This is a genomic window from Streptomyces sp. RKAG290, from assembly GCF_023701695.1.
GTDB lineage: Bacteria > Actinomycetota > Actinomycetes > Streptomycetales > Streptomycetaceae > Streptomyces.
On record NZ_JAJOZC010000001.1, the window covers coordinates 7,237,386 to 7,256,062 of the forward strand.

General features: G+C 71.6%; 16 protein-coding genes and 1 pseudogene. 11 read left to right on the top strand and 6 right to left on the bottom strand.

What is annotated here, in order from left to right; all coding sequences use genetic code 11:
• Positions 1-34: 34 nt before the first annotated feature.
• Positions 35-2,446 carry a penicillin acylase family protein gene (locus tag LNW71_RS32015; protein WP_250971368.1) on the bottom strand — a complete coding sequence of 804 codons (2,412 nt, stop codon included), beginning with the start codon at positions 2,444-2,446 and terminating at the stop codon, positions 35-37.
• 150 nt (positions 2,447-2,596) lie between these two features.
• On the opposite strand from LNW71_RS32015, the gene LNW71_RS32020 reads away from it, so the two are divergent.
• Positions 2,597-4,096, top strand: a complete 1,500-nt coding sequence (locus LNW71_RS32020) for an acyl-CoA synthetase (RefSeq protein ID WP_250971369.1) — start codon at positions 2,597-2,599, stop codon at positions 4,094-4,096.
• A gap of 70 nt (positions 4,097-4,166) precedes the next feature.
• On the opposite strand, the gene paaK is transcribed toward LNW71_RS32020, so the two are convergent.
• Positions 4,167-5,462: a phenylacetate--CoA ligase PaaK gene (gene paaK, locus LNW71_RS32025; protein ID WP_250971370.1), complete on the bottom strand. Its 1,296-nt coding sequence runs from the start codon at positions 5,460-5,462 to the stop codon at positions 4,167-4,169.
• A gap of 475 nt (positions 5,463-5,937) precedes the next feature.
• Here paaK and LNW71_RS32030 point away from each other — a divergent pair.
• The 3 genes and pseudogenes from LNW71_RS32030 to LNW71_RS32040 form a co-directional block, all read left to right on the top strand.
• Positions 5,938-6,522 (top strand): annotated as a pseudogene (locus LNW71_RS32030) (alpha/beta fold hydrolase); the annotation flags it as partial.
• Between the two features lie 83 nt (positions 6,523-6,605).
• The gene (locus LNW71_RS32035; protein ID WP_250971371.1) at positions 6,606-7,205 is read left to right on the top strand and encodes an alpha/beta fold hydrolase; all 600 of its coding nucleotides are present in this window, start codon (positions 6,606-6,608) and stop codon (positions 7,203-7,205) included.
• 50 nt (positions 7,206-7,255) lie between these two features.
• Positions 7,256-7,369 carry an alpha/beta fold hydrolase gene (locus LNW71_RS32040; protein WP_250971372.1) on the top strand — a complete coding sequence of 38 codons (114 nt, stop codon included), beginning with the start codon at positions 7,256-7,258 and terminating at the stop codon, positions 7,367-7,369.
• 24 nt (positions 7,370-7,393) lie between these two features.
• On the opposite strand, the gene LNW71_RS32045 is transcribed toward LNW71_RS32040, so the two are convergent.
• Positions 7,394-9,028, bottom strand: a complete 1,635-nt coding sequence (locus LNW71_RS32045; RefSeq protein ID WP_250971373.1) for an FAD-dependent monooxygenase — start codon at positions 9,026-9,028, stop codon at positions 7,394-7,396.
• A gap of 265 nt (positions 9,029-9,293) precedes the next feature.
• Here LNW71_RS32045 and LNW71_RS32050 point away from each other — a divergent pair, with 265 nt between their 5' ends.
• The 7 genes from LNW71_RS32050 to LNW71_RS32080 all read left to right on the top strand — a co-directional run bounded on the left by LNW71_RS32050 (position 9,294) and on the right by LNW71_RS32080 (position 14,616).
• Entirely contained in the window at positions 9,294-10,415 is a 1,122-nt protein-coding gene (locus LNW71_RS32050; RefSeq protein WP_250971374.1) for a SchA/CurD-like domain-containing protein, read from the top strand.
• 76 nt (positions 10,416-10,491) lie between these two features.
• Entirely contained in the window at positions 10,492-10,926 is a 435-nt protein-coding gene (locus tag LNW71_RS32055) for a cupin domain-containing protein (RefSeq protein ID WP_250971375.1), read from the top strand.
• On the top strand, positions 10,923-12,191 hold the full coding sequence (locus LNW71_RS32060) for a beta-ketoacyl-[acyl-carrier-protein] synthase family protein (RefSeq protein WP_250971376.1): 1,269 nt from the start codon (positions 10,923-10,925) through the stop codon (positions 12,189-12,191). Before LNW71_RS32055 ends, LNW71_RS32060 begins: the two co-directional genes overlap by 4 nt.
• The gene (locus LNW71_RS32065) at positions 12,188-13,426 is read left to right on the top strand and encodes a beta-ketoacyl synthase N-terminal-like domain-containing protein (protein WP_250971377.1); all 1,239 of its coding nucleotides are present in this window, start codon (positions 12,188-12,190) and stop codon (positions 13,424-13,426) included. The genes LNW71_RS32060 and LNW71_RS32065 overlap by 4 nt, the downstream gene beginning before the upstream one ends.
• Before the next feature lie 42 nt (positions 13,427-13,468).
• Positions 13,469-13,726, top strand: a complete 258-nt coding sequence (locus LNW71_RS32070; protein WP_250971378.1) for an acyl carrier protein — start codon at positions 13,469-13,471, stop codon at positions 13,724-13,726.
• Position 13,727: 1 nt separating this feature from the next.
• Positions 13,728-14,207 carry an SRPBCC family protein gene (locus LNW71_RS32075; protein WP_250971379.1) on the top strand — a complete coding sequence of 160 codons (480 nt, stop codon included), beginning with the start codon at positions 13,728-13,730 and terminating at the stop codon, positions 14,205-14,207.
• A 76-nt stretch (positions 14,208-14,283) separates the two neighbouring features.
• Positions 14,284-14,616 carry a TcmI family type II polyketide cyclase gene (locus tag LNW71_RS32080; protein WP_250971380.1) on the top strand — a complete coding sequence of 111 codons (333 nt, stop codon included), beginning with the start codon at positions 14,284-14,286 and terminating at the stop codon, positions 14,614-14,616.
• 72 nt (positions 14,617-14,688) lie between these two features.
• On the opposite strand, the gene LNW71_RS32085 is transcribed toward LNW71_RS32080, so the two are convergent.
• The 3 genes from LNW71_RS32085 to LNW71_RS32095 form a co-directional block, all read right to left on the bottom strand.
• Positions 14,689-15,756, bottom strand: a complete 1,068-nt coding sequence (locus LNW71_RS32085) for a methyltransferase (protein ID WP_250971381.1) — start codon at positions 15,754-15,756, stop codon at positions 14,689-14,691.
• Between the two features lie 35 nt (positions 15,757-15,791).
• A complete protein-coding gene (locus tag LNW71_RS32090; protein WP_250971382.1) occupies positions 15,792-16,865 on the bottom strand; it encodes a right-handed parallel beta-helix repeat-containing protein in 1,074 nt (357 codons plus the stop codon).
• Positions 16,866-17,026: 161 nt separating this feature from the next.
• On the bottom strand, positions 17,027-18,655 hold the full coding sequence (locus tag LNW71_RS32095; RefSeq protein ID WP_250971383.1) for an acyl-CoA synthetase: 1,629 nt from the start codon (positions 18,653-18,655) through the stop codon (positions 17,027-17,029).
• Positions 18,656-18,677 lie beyond the last annotated feature (22 nt).

An 18,677-nucleotide genomic window follows, 5' to 3' on the forward strand; every position in this document is an offset into this window, starting at 1 on the left:
ACGGTCCAGGGGCAGATCGCACGGGTACCAGCGGCTACCGGCGCTCGTGCACGCGTACCACCCGCAGCGCGGGCGAGCGCGCGATGTCCTTCTCGCAGAACCGGGACGTCACCCACCGCTCACCCGAGAACAGCTCGGTCTGATCCCGGTAGTGCGGCGACGCCGGATTCGAGGACTGCGAGTAGGTGAGCAGGGTGCGGGCCACCGGACAGGCGCTGCCGTCCCAGCCGACGGCCTGGATGTAACTGGAGCCGGTCGAGACGTCCGTGTACCCGCCGGCCGCCGCGTCCCACACGCCTTCGGTCTTGTTCCAGATGCCCAGCGACTCCGTACCGCCGCCGACCGGGATCCGCGCGGCGCCCCGCAGCACCGACTGGTGGTCGCCGAGCGGCGCGTCCAGCGCGATCCCCGCACCCCGCAGCTCGGCCACCGCGTCGGCGAGTGCCGCGAGGACACCGGGCGCCGAGGCGTTCAGCGTGTTCGGCGTGCCGACCGGGTCGGCGGGGGAGAACGGCACCCTCCACAGCTCGGTCACCGGCACCGCCACCGCCTTCCGCCAGAACCGGTCGAAGAGCAGCGCACCCCGGCTGCCCGTATCCACCTTCCGGTCCCAGTCGCGCAGCACCGCGCACGCCGCCGACACATCGACCGGCGTGCCGTCGCTGCCGGCCGCGGCGCCACCGGGCAGCGCGGCACAGGCGCGTGCCAGCTCAGGTGCCGCCAGATCACCGGCCGGCGCACGGTTGGCGAACTGCTGGCGCTGCAGAGCGGCCACCGTCAGCCGGCCCTCGTCCGCCATCGCGGAGACGTCCTCCACCGCGCCCCGGGTACGCATGGAACGCGGCGTGCCGACCGTGCCGAAGATCCGTTCGTAACCGGTCAGCGGCGCGTCGGCGTTCGTCAGCCAGGCACTGTCGTTGGAGTTCTCGACGTACGGGGCGTTCTCCACGGTCGGCATCCGCCCCGGCCCGAAGATCCCGGGCTGCACCGCGTCCGGGTCCGACCCCGGTGCGCAGTCGCTCCGCGAGCCGTCCAGCACCGCGAGGCCGGACGCGGCGTAGGTCGCCCTGCCCAGCGGGGTCGAGCACCGCTGTGCGAGATCGTCCGTGATCCTCGGCAGCACCTGCGACTGCGAGAAGAGCGTGTGCCCTGACGAGTCCGCCGCGATCGTGTTGACCCACGGCAGGCCCTGGGTGCGGCGCAGCGCCTCCTTGATCCCGGCGGTGCTGCGGGCCTTCGCGAAGCCGAGAGCGGTGTCGCCCGAGCGCAGGTTCGTGGCGTTCGGGTCGTTGAGCGCGTACGCGGCCGACGACGTCCACGGCAGCGGCAGCCCCGCACCGAGCGAGGTGACGACGGGGCCGTACCTGGTCCACCACTGGGTGCGGGACACGTCCGGGCCGCCCTTGACGGCGACCTTGACCGTGCGCTTCGTCATCCGCTGCCGCTCGCCGTCCACCAGATACACGGTCGGGTCGGCCGGATCGAGGGTCAACTGGTGCAGATTGAGGGTGACGCCCGTCGCCACGGTGTGGCTCCACGCGATGTGGGCGTTGTGCCCGATCGACATGGTGGCCGAGCCGAGCAGCGAACCGCCCGCCACGTTCAGCTCCCCGGGGATGGCCTGCTGCGACTGCCAGAACCGCCGCCCGCCCTGCCACGGATAGTGCGGGTTGCCGAGCAGCAGCCCGCGGCCGTTCGCCGTCGTACTGCCGCGGAACGCCACGGCGTTGGAGCCCATGTCCGCGTTCTGCGTCGACAGGAGCCGGGCCGCGGCGTCCGCCGCGTCGCCCGGCGAGGGGGAGGGCGGGGCCGGCGTCCCGGAGGGCGGCTGCGCGGCCGTGATGCCGTCGATGCCGCGCCCCTGACCGCCGAGCACGGAGAGCGCGAAGGCCCGCTCCGCGACATCCAGCGCGCTGACCGGGCGCACCCAGCGGGCGCCGCGGCACGCCGGATCAGTGATCCGGTGCTGCGCCAGCCAGGCGTTGTAGCCGGCCGCCCAGCCGCGCTGCAGTTCCTTCGTCGTCCGGCTCGGGCCGGCCGGCGCGGGTATCTTCAGCAGCTTCTCCACGGTGCGGCTCTCGCGCACCCCGCGGAAGTACAGGTCGCTGGAGAGGTTCTTCGTCGCGGAGGACAGCGAACCGTCCGGAGCCGCGTCGGGGCCGAAGTACCGGGACCGCTCGCCGCGCAGCGTGACGAAGCCGTCGGCGAGGGTGCAGACCTGGTCGGCGGCCTGTGCCCAGCCGTTGCCGAAGCCCAGATTCGCGTAGTCCTTCGCCACGATGTGCGGGATGCCGTACTCGGTGTAGCGGATCACGGCGGAGAGCCCGCCGCCCGACGGATGGTGGGTGCGGGTGGTGAGCGCCGAGGCGGGCGGCAGGGACGCCGACACGGTGAACAGCGCAAGACCGGATACGGCGAGAATCCTCAGACGGTTCCGGAGGGGCAACGGTCCTCCCAACTGTGTTGGTCCGAAAGACGGTTACTCAGGAGTTCGAGCTGACACGGGCAACTCAGCCAGCACACCCGTACATCTGTCAACATCCCGGCCGGTATCGGGACCCTTGACCGCCGGGCCCCGCCCGCACAGGATCACGCCATGACAGGTGTACGCAGCAGCACAGTCGACGGCGTCGTGACCCGCAGCGCACGGCGCACCCCCGAGCGCACCGCCCTGCGGTACGCCGACCGGACCTGGACCTACCGGGCGCTCGACGAGGCGGTCGGCACCGCGGCCGCCGTCCTGATGACCGGCCACGGACTGCGCCCGGGGGACCGGGTGGCCTCCTACGCCCACAACTCCGACGCCTATCTGATCGCCTTTCTCGCCTGCGCCCGGGCCGGACTGGTGCACGTACCGGTCAACCAGAACCTCACGGGCGAGGACCTCGCCTACATCCTGAGCCAGTCCGGCAGCTCCCTCGTCCTCACCGACCCGGACCTCGCCGGCCGCGTTCCGGACGGGTACGCCGCGCGGGCCCTGCGCGACGCACCGGATTCCCTGCTGACCGAGCTCGCCGCACCGCGCGCCTTCGCACCCACGCACGAACCGGCCGCGGACGACCTCGTCCAGCTGCTGTACACCTCGGGCACCACCGCGCTTCCCAAGGGCGCGATGATGACGCACGGCGCCCTCGTCCACGAGTACGTCAGCGCCGTCACCGCCCTCGACCTGCGCGCGGGCGACCGCCCCGTCCACGCCCTGCCGCTCTACCACTCCGCCCAGATGCACGTGTTCCTGCTGCCCTACCTCGCGGTCGGGGCCGAGAACACCGTGCTGGACTCGCCGGACGCGGGCCGGATCTTCGACCTCGTCGAATCCGGGCAGGCCGACAGCCTCTTCGCCCCGCCGACCGTCTGGATCGGCCTCGCCAACCACCCGGACTTCGCGCGGCGCGACCTCGGCGGACTGCGCAAGGCGTACTACGGCGCCTCGATCATGCCCGTGCCGGTGCTGGAACGGCTCCGCGACCGGCTGCCCGGGCTGGCCTTCTACAACTGCTTCGGCCAGAGCGAGATCGGCCCGCTCGCCACCGTGCTGGGCCCCGACGAGCACCAGGGCCGGATGGATTCCTGCGGCAGGCCCGTTCTCTTCGTCGAGGCCAAGGTCGTCGACGAGAACGGCAAGGACGTCCCCGACGGCACGGCCGGTGAGGTGGTGTACCGCTCACCCCAGCTGTGCAGCGGCTACTGGGACAAACCGGAGGAGAGCGCCGAGGCGTTCCGTGACGGCTGGTTCCACTCCGGTGACCTTGCCGTCCGCGATCCGGAGGGCTACTTCACCGTCGTCGACCGGGTGAAGGACGTCATCAACTCCGGCGGCGTCCTCGTCGCCTCCCGCCAGGTCGAGGACGCCCTCTACACCCACCCCGCGGTCGCCGAGACCGCGGTCGTCGGACTGCCCGACGAGCGCTGGATCGAGGCCGTCACCGCCGTCGTCGTGCTCCGTGGGGAGGCCACCGAGGCCGAACTGATCGCTCACGCCCGCGAGAGGCTCGCCCACTTCAAGGCCCCGAAGAGGGTCGTGTTCGTGGACGGACTCCCGCGCAACGCCAGCGGGAAGATCCTCAAGCGGGAGCTGCGCGACCGCTTCGCCTGACGGGTGCCGGACCGGGCGGACGGGACCCCGGTCGCACGCGGGGCGCGGCGACGGCGGCCCCGGGCCGGGGTCAGCCGCCGGGCCGGTCCCGCTCGTCCACGATCCGCCTGAACTTGCCGACCGACCTCTCCAGCGTCTCGGGGTCCAGGATCTCCACCCCGACCGAGACCCCGATCCCGTCCTTGACGGCCGCCGCGATCGCCGAGGCGGCGGCCGCGCGCTGCTCCAAAGTCGCCTCCGCCCGGGCCTCCGCGCGCACCGTCAGCACGTCCAGCCGGCCCTCGCGGGTCAGCCGCAGCTGGAAGTGCGGTGACACGGCCGGGGTACGGAGCACGATCTCCTCGATCTGGGTCGGGAAGAGGTTCACCCCGCGCAGGATCACCAGGTCGTCGCTCCGCCCGGTGACCTTCTCCATCCGCCGGAAGACCCGGGCCGTACCGGGCAGCAGCCGGGTCAGGTCCCGGGTCCGGTAGCGGATCACCGGCATGGCCTCCTTGGTGAGCGAGGTGAAGACCAGCTCACCCTCCGCGCCTTCGGGCAGCACCTCACCGGTGAACGGGTCGACCACCTCCGGATAGAAGTGGTCCTCCCAGATGTGCAGCCCGTCCTTCGTCTCCACGCACTCCTGGGCGACGCCCGGGCCCATCACCTCGGACAGCCCGTAGATGTCGACCGCGTCGATCGCGAACCGCTCCTCGATCTCGCGCCGCATCTCCTGCGTCCACGGTTCGGCGCCGAAGATCCCCACCTTCAGCGAGGTCGCACGCGGGTCGACGCCCTGCCGCTCGAACTCGTCCAGGAGCGTCAGCATGTACGACGGCGTCACCATGATGATGTCGGGCCGGAAGTCCTGGATCAGCTGGACCTGCCGGGCCGTCATGCCGCCGGATGCGGGAATGACGGTGCAGCCGAGCCGCTCCGCCCCGTAGTGCGCCCCCAGGCCGCCGGTGAACAGCCCGTACCCGTAAGCCACATGGACCTTCTGCCCAGGCCGGCCGCCGGCCGCCCGGATCGAGCGGGCGACCACATCCGCCCAGGTGTCCAGATCCCGCTGCGTGTAGCCGACGACGGTCGGGCGGCCTGTCGTGCCGCTGGAGGCGTGGATCCTTCGGACCTGGTCCTCGGGCACCGCGAACATCCCGAACGGGTAGTTGTCCCGCAGGTCGGCCTTGGTGGTGAACGGGAAACGGGCGAGGTCGGCGAGCGATCGGCAGTCGTCCGGGTGCAGTCCCGCCCGGTCGAACGCCGCCCGGTAGTGGCCGACGTGGGTGTAGGCGTGGCGCAGGGTCGCCCGCAGCCGTTCCAGTTGCAGTGCCCGCAACTCCTCGCGGTCCATCCGTTCCGCCGCGTCCAGCAGAGCCGTCATGCGGATCTCCCTCTTCCGTGCGCACCGTGCAGACGACCGATCATTCGGTCGTTACTCCCGGGAGCAGTAATTCAGGATCTTCCGCCGCCTGGCAAGAGGGGCGGCCCATCTCGTGCGGGCAGCCCGCACCACCTGCGGGCCCGTGTCGTCCGCGCCGTCGCGTGCGAGGACCGGCGGACCCGGCTCGTACCCCGGCCGCTCCAGGGCCCGGCCGTGACCACGCCCCGGCCGACCGGCCGCCACCGCCGGCACCCCGACTGCGGCATATGGCCGCTCGCCGGCGGCGACTGCCCGGCACCGCACCCGACAGGGGCCCGCCGCGACGCGGATACGCTCGTACCGAACAGAGCTGCGTCACCCGGGCGGCCCTGTTTGGATGGTCCCCATGCCGACTTTCCACACATATGACGGAACCGAGCTCGCCTATCACCTCGTCGGGCAGGGTGCCCCGCTGATCTGCCTGCCGGGCGGGGCCATGCGGGCGAGCGCCTACCTCGGTGACCTGGGCGGACTCGACGCCCACCGGCAACTGGTGCTGCTCGATCTGCGTGGGACCGGGGACTCCGCCGTACCGGACGACATATCCACCTACCGCTGCGACCGGCTCGTCGACGACGTCGAGGCACTGCGCGCCCACCTGGGGCTGGAACGCATCGACCTGCTGGCCCACTCGGCGGCCGCGGACCTCGCCTCGCTCTACGCCGCACGCTACCCCCGCGCACTGCGCAGTCTGCTCCTCGTCGCCCCCACCACGCGGGCCGCCGGCTTCGCGTTCGCCGAGCACGAGGCCCGCGAGGCTGCCGGGCTGCGGCAGTCCGAACCCTGGTACGAGGAGGCGCTCCTGGCCCTGGAGGAGATCTGGGCGGGCCGCCTCACCGACGAACTGCGCGCCGCCGCCCGGCCGTTCCTCTACGGCCGCTGGGACGCCCCCGCACAGGCCCACGCCGCCCTGTCCGCCGAGCAGATCAACCCCGTTGCCGCACAGGGCTATTACGCGCCGGGCGGACTCGACCCGGCCGCGACCGTGCCCGCTGTGCGCGAGCTCCGTTCCCCGGTGCTCGTCCTGGCCGGCGAGTACGACGGGGTGACCACCCCGACCGTGCCGCGGAACTGGCCGCGCTCTTCCCGAACGCGGAGTTCGCGGTGCAGCGCGGCGCCGCACACTTCCCCTGGCTCGACGACCCCGGGGCGTTCGTCCGCACCGTCGCCGCCTTCCTGGACCCGGACGTGCACAGCGTGCAGGCAGGCGGGATACGGCTCGCCTACCGGGTGTGGGGAGACCCGTCGGCGCCCCCGGTCGTCCTCGTCCACGGACGCAGCGGCGACAGCAGTACCTGGACCAGGATCGCCGAAGAGCTGGCGGCCGAACACCGCGTGTACGCACTCGACTTCCGCGGCCACGGCCTCAGCGACTGGACCGGCCGCTACTCCTTCGAGCTGTTCCGCGACGACCTGCACGCGTTCCTGGAGGCCCGCAACCTCTCCGGCGCCACGGTCATCGGCCACTCCCTGGGCGGCGCCGCGGCCTATCTGCTCGCCGAGCGGCAGCCCGGACTCATCGGCCGGCTCGTCATCGAGGAGGCCCCGCCCCCTTCCCGCTCGACCCGCCCCGCGGCCACGTGGAACGCCCGGAAGGGGAGCTCGGCTTCGACTGGCCCGTGGTGCCCTCCACCAACGCCCAGCTCAACGAACCCGATCCGGCCGGCCGTGAACGCCTGGGCGAGATCACCGCTCCCACCCTGATCATCGGCGGCGGTCCGACGAGCCAGATCGACCAGGAGGACCTTGCCTGGATGGCCAGGCAGATCCCCGACTGCACGTTCGTCACCATCGACGCCGGCCATCTCGTCCACACCGAACGACCGGAGGAGTTCCTCGCGGCGCTCCGGTCGTTCGGCGTGTCCTGACGGGGCGCCGCCGCCCCCGCCGCGTCAGTCCCGGCGCAGCAGCGCCACCATCACGTCGTGCAGCGTCGCCTCCGCGTCCGCGACACCCTCCTGCGAACGCCAGGCCACGAACCCGTCGGGACGCACCAGTACGGCGCCCTCGGTACTCGTGCCGTGCGCCTCGGCCCAGTCGGCACCGGCCTCCGGCTCCAGATCCCCGCCGGGGCCGGTACCGATGCCGAACGCGTCCAGCCGCACCGCCAGCCGGTCGCCGACCCGTGCCGCCGCCCGCCGCCAAGCCACGTCCGCGCCATCCGTGAGCAGTACGAACGACCGCTCGTACAGATCCAGGGTGGAGATCCGCTCGCCGGCCCGCCGCACCCACAGGTGCGGTGCCCGGCTGCCCGGCTCACCCGTCAGCTGCATCCCCTGCGGCACCACCTGCTGCTCCGGGTCGACGCCCAGCACCGCGCCGTCCACGTAGCGGTAGCCCAGCGCGACGTTCAGCATCCCGCCGCGCTTCCCGCCGCCCACGGCGGGCGGCGGTGCGTAGCCGGGGTGGCTGTGCTCGCCGGACCGTGCCGAGGCACGCTCGCTCGTCGCCCACGCCACCGGCAGCCGCTCCGCCTCGTAGGTGTCCAGCAGACCGGGCCCCGCCTCACCGCGCAGCACGGTGGCGAGCTTCCACGCCAGGTTGTGCGCGTCCTGGATGCCGGTGTTCGAACCGAAGGCCCCGGTGGGCGACATCTCGTGCGCCGAGTCACCGGCGAGGAACACCCGGCCCCGGGAGTACCGGTCGGCCACCCGCTCCGCCGCATGCCACGGCGCCTTTCCGGTGATCTCCACATCGATGTCCGCAGCGCCGACCGCCTTGCGGATGTGCTCGGCACACCGCTCGTCCGTGAAGTCCTCCAGGGTCTCGCCCCGGTCGGGCTGCCACGGTGCGTGGAACACCCAGTTCTCCACGTTGTCCACCGGCAGCAGGGCGCCGTCCGCCTCCGGAGCCGTCAGGTAGCACACGATGAAGCGACGGTCTCCGAGCACATCGGCGAGCCGGCGGGAGCGGAAGGTGATACTCACGTTGTGGAACAGGTCGCCGGCCCCCGAACGGCCGATGCGCAGCTGCTCGCGGACCGGGCTGCGCGGACCGTCGGCGGCGACGAGGTAGTCCGCCCGCACCGAGGTGTGCTCACCCGTCTCCCGGTTCTTCAGGACCGCCGAGACGCCTGAGTCGTCCGGGTCGAACGACATCATCTCGGTGGAGAAGCGCAGGTCGCCGCCCTGCTGCCGGGCCCGGTCCAGGAGAACGGGCTCCAGGTCGTTCTGGCTGCACAGGCACCAGCCCGACGGGCTGAAGCGGGCGAGTGCGCCACCCGGGTCGATCTCCTTGAACAGCCACTCCTGGTCGTCGCCGGTCAGCGAGCCGGCTTGCAGAATGCCGTGGTTCTCCGCCAGGACCGACGCGGCCGCGCGGATCTGCGGCTCGATGCCCGCCTTGCGGAAGACCTCCATCGTGCGCACGTTGTTGCCGCGGCCGCGTGGATGTGTCGAGGTCGCGGCGTGCTTCTCGACCAGCAGATGCTCGACGCCGAGCCGGCCGAGGAAGAGGGACGTGGACAGGCCCACAAGGGAGCCGCCCACGATGAGGACCGGTACGTGGAGGTCGACGTTCTCGTTCATGAGTTGCTCCAGCTCGGACGCCGTACAGATGCAGTGTCCATGCCCTCGTGGGAGCGGTTCGGACGCCCGCTCACCTGAACGGTTCATAAATCTCGCGTCAGGCGGACCAGCGTTTCACGATCGGTCACGGAGACGTCGCCCGCGGTCCGGGGCGGACCGTGCGCACCTGCCGGGAGACTCGCCCGCTCCGATTCCACTCGACAGCCACCGGTTACCCAGTGAACCGGCCGGCCGGGCCGCCCCACCGCCTCGAAGGAGTTCGCCAGTGACCACCACCCTCTCGGAACGGACCTCCCAGTCCGCCTTCGACGGATCAAGGCTGCGGGTCATCCTGCTGCTTGACCTGCACGACGGCGCCCAGAAGCAGTTCCTCGAGGCATACGAGCACATGCGTAACCAGGTCGCCTCCATCCCCGGACACATCAGCGACCAGCTGTGCCAGTCCATCGAGAATCCGTCCCAATGGCTCATCACCAGCGAGTGGGAGAGCGCGCCGCCCTTCCTCGCCTGGGTCAACAGCGAGGACCACGTGGCCACGGTCCAGCCGCTGCACAGCTGCGTACGCGACACCCGTTCGCTGCGCTTCAGCGTCCTGCGCGAGACCGGCGCCGCCTTCGAGGAGAGCTTCGAGCCCCTCAAGGGCGGTCTCCAGGCCGCGCCCCGCCTCGGGGACGGGGTGGTGCGCCACGCGCTGACCTTCACCGTCAAGCCGGGCACCGAGGAGATCGTGGCGAAGATCCTCGCCGACTACGACTCCCCGCAGGCCCGGGTCGACGAGCACACCCGGCTGCGCCGCACCTCGCTCTTCATGCACGGCAACCGGGTGGTGCGCGCGGTCGAGGTCGAGGGCGACCTCCTCGCGGCCCTGCGCCACGTCTCCCGGCAGCCCGAGGTCCGGGCGGTCGAGGAGGCGATCAACCCGTACCTGGAGCAGGACCGCGACCTGGCCGACCCCGACTCCGCCCGGATGTTCTTCACCCGGGCGGCGCTGCCCACCGTCCACCACGTGACGACGGGCCGCCACGCCGCCGGGGAGCTCAAGCGCCACGCGCTGTTCTACCAGGCCAAGGAGGGCTGCGGGATGGCCCTGGCCCGCCTGCTCGCCGAGCACGACGAGGAGGAGGCCGACAACACCGGCAGCCCCATCGAGAGCAGCACGATCTTCCAGCGCGACGACATCGTGGTCCGGCTGCTGGAGATGGGCGGCCCGCTCGACGCGCAGCCCGCCAAGGCCCTCGGCATCCACGGCCCCGGCAAGGCCGCCCGGCTCGCCCGACTCCTGGACGGCGAGGTCAACGCCGTGCCCACGGGCGACGAGGACGCCGCGCGCTTCCTCGGCCGGTCCGAGATGCAGCTGATCACCGACCGCCGGGCCGCGCAGTCCTGAGACGCGCATCAGCACCCTGGGGGGTTCTCGCTCAACCCGTCGAAACAACGCGCAACGCGCCAGGAGGAAAGCAGACATGACCATGCACCGGCCACGCATCGTGGACCTCAGTGAGACCCAGCCCAACCGCCGACGAGGAGGTGACCTGCGCGCTCTGCTCACCCCGACGGCGGTGGGTGCCACCAGCGGCTTCATGGGACTGGCCATTGTTCAGCCGGGCGACCGCATCGGTGAGCACTACCACCCGTACTCGGAGGAGTTCGTGTACGTCGTGAACGGGCTCCTCGAAGTCGACCTGGACGGTGAACCGCACGCGATGCGGCCCGACCAGGGGCTGCTGATCCCTCCGAACGTGCGGCACCGCTTCCGTAACGTGGGCGACGTCGAGGCGCGCATGGTCTTCCACCTCGGTCCGCTGGCCCCGCGCCCGGAGCTCGGCCACGTCGACACCGAGCACACCGAATGCGCCGAGCGGGGCGCGCCGCCAGAACGAACCGAGGCCGCTTCATGACCCGGCGCGTGGCGGTAACCGGCGTCGGCGTCGTGGCCCCGGGCGGAATCGGCACTCCGGCCTTCTGGGACCTCCTGGCCAACGGCCGCACCGCGACACGCGGCATCACCCTCTTCGACCCGGCCGGCTTCCGGTCCCGGATCGCAGCCGAGTGCGACTTCGACCCGGCCGCGTACGGACTGGACGAGGAGGAGGTCGCCCGCTCGGACCGGTACGTCCAGTTCGCGATGGTGGCCGCCCGTGAGGCACTCGCCGACGCGGGCCTCGACCCGGAGCGGACCGACCCGTGGCGCATGGGCGTGTCGCTCGGCACGGCGGTCGGCGGCACCACCCGGCTGGAGCACGACTACGTCGCGGTCAGCGGCAGCGGCGCCCGCTGGGACGTCGACCACCGCCCGGCCGGGCGCCACCTGGAACGAGCCTTCTCGCCCAGTTCGCTGGCCGCCGCGGTCGCCGAACAGGTCGGGGCGCACGGTCCGGTGCAGACCGTCTCGACCGGCTGCACCTCCGGCCTCGACGCGATCGGTTACGCCTTCCACTCCATCGAGGACGGCCGGGTCGACGTCTGCATCGCCGGTGCGTCGGACTCACCGATCACCCCCATCACGGTGGCGTGCTTCGACGCGATCAAGGCGACATCGGCCAACAACGAGGACCCGGAACACGCCTCCCGGCCCTTCGACTCCCGCCGCGACGGCTTCGTGATGGGCGAGGGCGGGGCCGTACTGGTCCTGGAGGAGCTGGAGCACGCGCGCGCCCGTGGCGCGACCGTGTACTGCGAGATCGCGGGGTACGCGACCTTCGGGAACGCCTACCACATGACCGGGCTGACCCCGGAGGGCCTGGAGATGGCCGAGGCCATCAACCAGGCGCTCGGCCACGCCCGGATCGACGCCTCCGACATCGACTACGTCAACGCGCACGGCTCGGGCACCAAGCAGAACGACCGGCACGAGACCGCCGCGGTGAAGCGGGCCCTGGGCGCGCACGCCCACGACGTACCGATGAGCTCCATCAAGTCGATGGTCGGGCACTCGCTCGGGGCGATCGGCGCGATAGAGATCGCTGCCTGCGTACTCGCGCTGGTTCACCAGACGGTGCCGCCGACGGCGAACTACGAGTCCCCGGACCCCGAGTGCGACCTCGACTACGTGCCGCGCACCGCGCGTTCGCTGAAGCTCCGCAGTGTCCTCTCCGTCGGCAGCGGCTTCGGTGGATTCCAGTCCGCGGTGGCCCTGACCCGAACCGGTGGGAGGACCTCATGAGCACCCGGAAGGAACGGCGCACCGTCGTCACCGGCATCGGCGTCGTCGCGCCCAACGGCACGACCACCGAAGCCTTCTGGAAACGGACGCAGGAAGGCATGAGCGTCCTGGACCGGGTCACCCGCGAAGGGTGCGAGCAGCTTCCGCTGCACGTGGCCGGTGAGGTCAGGGGCTTCGACCCGGTCAGTCTGATCGAGGAGCGCTACCTCGTGCAGACCGACCGGTTCACGCACTTCGCGATGGCCGCTGCCGACATGGCCCTGGACGACGCACGGCTGGGCCGCGCCGACTACGAGAAGAAGCCGTTCAGCGTGGGCGTGGTGACCGCCGCCGGTTCCGGCGGCGGTGAGTTCGGCCAGCGCGAACTGCAGCGGCTGTGGGGCCAGGGTTCCAAGTACGTCGGCCCCTACCAGTCGATCGCCTGGTTCTACGCGGCCAGCACCGGCCAGATCTCCATCCGCGGCGGCTTCAAGGGGCCGTGCGCGGTGGTGGCCAGCGACGAGGCCGGCGGCCTCGACGCACTGGCGCACGCCGACCGGTCCATCCGGCGCGGCACCGACGCGGTGGTGGTGGGCGCGGCCGAGGCCCCGCTCGCCCCCTACTCCGTCGTCTGCCAGCTCGGCTACCGCGACCTGAGCGCATGCGAGGAACCCGATCGGGCATACCGCCCGTTCACCTCGGACGCCTGCGGATTCGTGCCCGCCGAGGGCGGCGCGATGTTCGTGGTCGAGGAGGAGGGCGCTGCCGTGGCGCGCGGGGCCCGCGTCCGGGCCGAACTCGCCGGGCACGCCGCCACCTTCACCACCGCGATGCGGTGGGAGGAGTCCCGTGCGGGGCTCGCCCACGCCATCGAGGGCGCCCTGCGTGAGGCCGGCTGCGCACCCGAGGAGATCGACGTGGTCTTCGCGGACGCGCTGGGCGTGCCCGCGGCCGACCGGGCCGAGGCGCTGGCGCTGGCCGACGCGCTCGGCGCGCACGGCCGGCGCGTCCCGGTGACCGCACCCAAGACCGGCATCGGACGGGCCTACTGCGGAGCCCCCGTCCTGGACGCGGCCGCCGCCGTGCTCGCCATGGAGAACGGTCTGATCCCACCCACGCCCAACGTCTTCGAGGTCTGCCACGACCTCGACGTCGTCACCGGGCGGGCCCGCCCCGCCGAACTGCGCACAGCGCTCGTGCTCAGCCGCGGCCTCATGGGTTCGAACGCGGCGATGGTGCTGCGCCGCCCCGCCTGAGCGCCCCCCATCGACACCCCTCGTGAGAAGGAGAAGTCCCTCATGACCGACCGACTGACGTACGAAGAACTGGCCGTCCTGATGAAGAAGGGGGCCGGCCTCACCGTCGACCCCCGGGAGATGCAGAACCGCTCCGGTTCCGCCTTCGACGAGTTCGGCCTCGACTCGCTCGGCCTCCTCGGCATCGTCGGCGTGCTGGAGAACCGGCACGGACAGCCGCTGCCGGCCGACGCCGACCGGTGCAAGACGCCCCGGGAGTTCCTCGACCTCGTCAACAACAGCCTCATGACAGGAGCCTGACGTGTCCGGACACACCGAGAACGAGATCGTCATCGCCGCCCCCCTGGACCTCGTCTGGGACATGACGAACGACCTGGAGAACTGGCCCGCGCTGTTCAGCGAGTACGCCGCGGTCGAGGTCATCGAGCGCGACGGCGAGCGGACCACCTTCCGCCTGACCATGCACCCCGACGACAACGACAAGGTGTGGAGCTGGGTCTCCGAGCGCACCACGGACCGGCCCGGGCGCAAGGTCCGGGCCCGCCGTGTCGAGCCGGGCCCGTTCCAGCACATGGACATCCACTGGGAGTACTCCGAGGTCCCCGGCGGCACCCGGATGCACTGGGCGCAGGACTTCGCGATGCGTCCGGACGCCCCGGTCGACGACGCCTGGATGACCGACAACATCAACCGCAACTCGCGCGTCCAGATGGAGCTCATCCGGGACAAGATCGAGCAGCGCGACCGCGAGCGTCGCACGGCCTCCGTCACGGCCAGCTGACGTACCGTCCGCCGACGGTCCGGACACCCGGCCTCCCGGCCGGGTCCCGGACCGGGTACCAGAAAGGCATCACCCGATGCACCACGCTCTGATCGTCGCCCGGATGGCGCCGGAGTCGGCGCCGGACATCGCCGAGCTGTTCGCCGCGTCCGACGGCAGTGAACTGCCGCATCTCGTCGGCGTCACCCGGCGCAAGCTGTTCCAGTTCGGCGACGTCTATCTGCATCTGATCGAGTCCGAGCGCCCGCCGGGTCCGGAGATCGCCAAGGTGACCGAGCACCCCGCGTTCAAGGACATCAGCGACCGGCTCACCGCCTTCGTCAGCCCCTACGACCCGCAGACCTGGCGGGGTCCGAAGGACGCGATGGCCCAGGAGTTCTACCGGTGGGAGCGCGACTCCACCGCCTGACCACGCGGACCGCCCCGGGTCCGGCCTCGCGGCCGGACCCGGGGCGGTCCGCGTGCTGCCCGCAAGAGGGGGTCAGTCCGGGACCACGCATTCGAACGCGTGGAGGTAGGGGTTGACCGGCCGGATCTCGCCGATGCGCAGCCCGGCGTCCGACAGCCGGTCGACCAGGCTCTGCCGGGTGTGCTTGGCGCCGCCGACGTTCAGGAGCAGCAGCAGGTCCATGGCCGTGGTGAACCGCATCGAGGGCGTGTCGTCGACGAGGTTCTCGATGACGACGACCCGTGCTCCGGGGCGGGCCGCCGCGACGACACTGCGCAGTGCGCGGCGCGTGCTGTCGTCGTCCCACTCCAGGATGTTTTTGATGATGTAGAGATCGGCCGACACCGGGATGCCCTCACGGCAGTCCCCGGCCACGATGCTCGCCCGGCCGGCGAGCGAGCCGCCGTCCCGCAGCCGGTCGTCGGCACGTGCCACCACACCCGGCAGGTCCATCAGGGTGCCGCTCACCGACGGGTGCTTCTCCAGCAGGCTCGCCAGCACGTGCCCCTGGCCGCCGCCGATGTCGGCGACCACGGACACCCCCGTGAGGTCGAGGAGGGCGGCGACGTCCAGCGCGGACTGCTTGCTGGACGTGGTCATGGCCCGGTTGAACACCTGGGCCGACTCGTGGGCGTCCTGGTGGAGGTAGTCGAAGAACTCCTTGCCGTGCACGTCCTCGAAGACGTTGCGGCCGGAGCGCACCGCGTCGTCGAGTCGCGGCCAGACGTCCCAGGTCCAGGGCTCGGTGCACCACAGCGAGATGTAGCGGAGGCTGTTCGGGTCGTCCTCGCGCAGCAACCGGGACATGTCGGTGTGGGCGAACGCGCCGTCCGGGGTCTCGGTGAAGACGCCGTAACAGGACAGGGCGCGCAGCAGCCGCTGCAGCGGTACGGGTTCGGTCTTCACCACCGCGGCGAGTTCGGCCGCGGTGGCGGGCGTCTCGCCCAGTGCGTCGGCGACACCGAGCCGGGCCGCGGCGCGTACGGCCGCGGCGCAGGCCGCACCGAACACGATCTCGCGCAGCCGCATCGCCGGCTGCGGCGTGGGAACAGGCTGAACGGGTGTGGTGGCAGGGGTGGGGTTGGTACTCACGGTGGTCATACCGTCTCGCTCCTCCTCGTACGGGGGTACACCGGTCAGCACATTCCGGCCGGTGCGGACGTCGTGCAGACATTGCCGGTGAAGCTGTTGCCGGTGCCGGTGTCCTCGTTGGCCAGGTCCGCCGGCTGGTTGCCCGTCACCACGTTGCCGCTGATGGTGTTGTCGGTGTTCTTCGCTCCGACGAAGCTCTTGAACAGCACGACGCCGCCCGAGAGCGGCGTGGCACCCACGTTGTCGCGGATCACGTTGGAGCGCACCTCGGTGGCCTCGGTGCCGGTGAGGACGATTCCGGAACCCTGGATCGCGGGCAGCCGCGGGGTGGCTGCGCAGAACTTGTTGTTGCCGGTGATCCGGTTGGACCTGATGGTCATGGCGCCGGCCTTTGGTGTGCCCTCGTCGCCCACCACGAACACGCCGCTGCAGTTGGCCGTGAAGGTGTTGTCGCTGACCGACAGGTTGCGCACGCGGCGGGCGGTGAGCCCGATCCGGTTGTCGGTCACGGTGTTGCCCCGGACCCGGGTGCCGCGGGTGTCCGTGGCCCCGCCCTCCTCGTCGACGCTGTTGGCGACGAAGATGCCCGCGTCGCCGTTGGCGCGGGCGGTGCTGTCCCGGATGTCGGAGCGGGTGGAGCGCTGCTGCGCGATGCCCCAGGTGCCGTTGGACTCGGCGGTCACCGCCCGCACTTCCAGCCGGTCGGTCCAGGAGGCCCAGACGCCGTTCGAGGCGAAGCCCGCGACGGTCAGGGACCGGACGGACACGTGGTTCACGGTGTGCTGGGCCGTGCCCAGGACGCACACCCCGTTGCCGGCCTTCGCACACGCGTTGTCCGGCTGCGCGCCGCTCGCGCCCGGCACGATGACCGTACGGTTACCGGAGCCGCGCAGGGTCAGGCCCGGCTTGTTGATCAGTACGCTCTCGCGGTAGGTGCCGGGCCGGACCACGATGGTGTCACCGGGCCGTGCGGCGTCCACCGCTGCCTGGATCGACTGGCCCGGATGCACCACGCGGTCGCCCGGGGCGGCGGCCGATGCGGACGGCACGCTCGCGCCCAGTCCGGCGGCCGAGACGGCTGCGATGCTCAGGAGGCATGTGATGTGTCGTTTCCTCATGAGCCGAAGCTATGGGCGATCACCCCTCGTCGCCACGCATGGTGAGCGGTTGTGCACGGGCCGTGCCCGAATGGCTTACGCCGTCGCTGCCACCCCGCGTGCGCCGTGCATGCGGGGCCGCGCACTCGGGTGATTCGACGCGGCCCCGGACCGGGCCCCGCTCAGCCGTCGGCCGGGCGGACGGGCGCGACGACGGAGCGGGCCCACCGGTAGTCCGCCTTGCCGCTGGGGGAGCGCCGGATCTGGGGGGTGATCACCAGGTGCCGCGGGATCTTGTAGCCGGCCAGTCGCGTCCGGCAGTGTGCCTGGACATCGTCGAGCGAGGGTGGATCGGCGCCCTCCCGCAGCTGCACCACGGCGGCCACCTGGCTGCCCCAGCGGGCGTCGGGCGCACCGGCGACCAGTGCGTCGTACACGTCCGGGTGGGCCTTGAGCGCCTGCTCGACCTCCTCCGGATACACCTTTTCGCCCCCGGTGTTGATGCACTGCGAGCCCCGGCCGAGCACGGTGACGATGCCCTCGGCGTCGACGGTCGCCATGTCGCCGAGCAGGACCCACCGCTCCTCGCCCTTGCGGAAGAACGTCTCCGCCGTCTTGCGCGGGTCGTTGTAGTAGCCCAGCGGCACGTGGCCGCGCTGGGCGATCCGGCCCGGCTCGCCCGGTGAGACGGGCTCGTATGTCGCCGGATCGACCACCGCCGTACGGGAGTTGACGCGGACCCGGAAGCCGTTCTCCGGCCCGGAGTCGGCTGTCGCGGTGCCGTTGAAGCCGGACTCGGAGGAGCCGAAGTTGTTCAGCAGCATCACCGTGGGCACCAGGGCCTGGAACTCCGCCCGCACCGTGTCGGACATGACCGCGCCCGAGCTGGAGACGGAGAACATCGACGAGCAGTCGGTGCCCTTCAGCGGTCCCTTCAGGGCGTCGATCAGCGGACGCAGCATCGCGTCGCCGACCAGCGACACGCTGGTGACCTTCTCCTTCTCGATCGTGCGCAGCACCTCGTGCGGGACGAACTTGCGGTGCACCACCACCCGCTGACCGAAGTTGAAGCCGATGAACGCCGTGAGCGTCGAGGTGCCGTGCATCAGCGGGGGAGTGGGGAAGAAGGTGATGCCCTCCCCGCCGGCCGCCACCCGCTCGGCCAGCTCCTGCGGGCTCTTCACCGGCTCGCCGGTGGGAGCGCCGCCGCCCAGGCCGGAGAAGAAGAGGTCCTCCTGGCGCCACATCACGCCCTTGGGCATGCCCGTGGTGCCACCCGTGTAGATGATGAACTGGTCGTCGGGCGACCGGGGCGGGAAGCCGCGCCCCGGATCACCGGCTGCCTCGGCGGCGGCGAAGGCGACGGCTTCCGGGGCCTGCGCGCCCGTCGCGTCCTGGCCCACCCGGACGAGATGGCGCAGCCTGGGCGCCTGCGGGGCTGCGGCCGCGACGCGCTCGTCGAACTCCGCGTCGAAGACGAGCGCCGCGAGGTCCGCGTCCCGGTAGAGGTAGACCAGTTCCTCCTCCACGTACCGGTAGTTGACGTTGACCGGGACGATGCGCGCCTTCAGGCAGGCCAGGACGGTCTGGAGGTACTCGATGCCGTTGTACAGGTGCAGGCCCAGATGCTCGCCCGCGCCGATGCCCGCCTCGATCAGGTGGTGGGCGATGCGGTTGGCGGCGGTGTCGAGCTCCGCGTAGGTGAGCCTGCGCTCGGCGCCCGTTCCGGGATGGTCGAGATAGACCAGCGCCTCGCGTTCCGGCACAGCGTCGACCACCGATTCGAACAGGTCGGCAAGGTTGTACTCCACCGTTCCTCCTGACCCCGGTTGC

Excerpts from the sequence above, each read along its gene's own strand:
- LNW71_RS32020 (WP_250971369.1), top strand. The coding sequence starts at position 2,597 with ATGACAGGTGTACGCAGCAGCACAGTCGACGGCGTCGTGACCCGCAGC.
- paaK (WP_250971370.1), bottom strand. The coding sequence starts at position 5,462 with ATGACGGCTCTGCTGGACGCGGCGGAACGGATGGACCGCGAGGAGTTG.
- LNW71_RS32040 (WP_250971372.1), top strand. The coding sequence starts at position 7,256 with ATGGCCAGGCAGATCCCCGACTGCACGTTCGTCACCATCGACGCCGGC.
- LNW71_RS32045 (WP_250971373.1), bottom strand. The coding sequence starts at position 9,028 with ATGAACGAGAACGTCGACCTCCACGTACCGGTCCTCATCGTGGGCGGC.
- LNW71_RS32055 (WP_250971375.1), top strand. The coding sequence starts at position 10,492 with ATGACCATGCACCGGCCACGCATCGTGGACCTCAGTGAGACCCAGCCC.
- LNW71_RS32060 (WP_250971376.1), top strand. The coding sequence starts at position 10,923 with ATGACCCGGCGCGTGGCGGTAACCGGCGTCGGCGTCGTGGCCCCGGGC.
- LNW71_RS32065 (WP_250971377.1), top strand. The coding sequence starts at position 12,188 with ATGAGCACCCGGAAGGAACGGCGCACCGTCGTCACCGGCATCGGCGTC.
- LNW71_RS32070 (WP_250971378.1), top strand. The coding sequence starts at position 13,469 with ATGACCGACCGACTGACGTACGAAGAACTGGCCGTCCTGATGAAGAAG.
- LNW71_RS32080 (WP_250971380.1), top strand. The coding sequence starts at position 14,284 with ATGCACCACGCTCTGATCGTCGCCCGGATGGCGCCGGAGTCGGCGCCG.
- LNW71_RS32085 (WP_250971381.1), bottom strand. The coding sequence starts at position 15,756 with ATGACCACCGTGAGTACCAACCCCACCCCTGCCACCACACCCGTTCAG.
- LNW71_RS32090 (WP_250971382.1), bottom strand. The coding sequence starts at position 16,865 with ATGAGGAAACGACACATCACATGCCTCCTGAGCATCGCAGCCGTCTCG.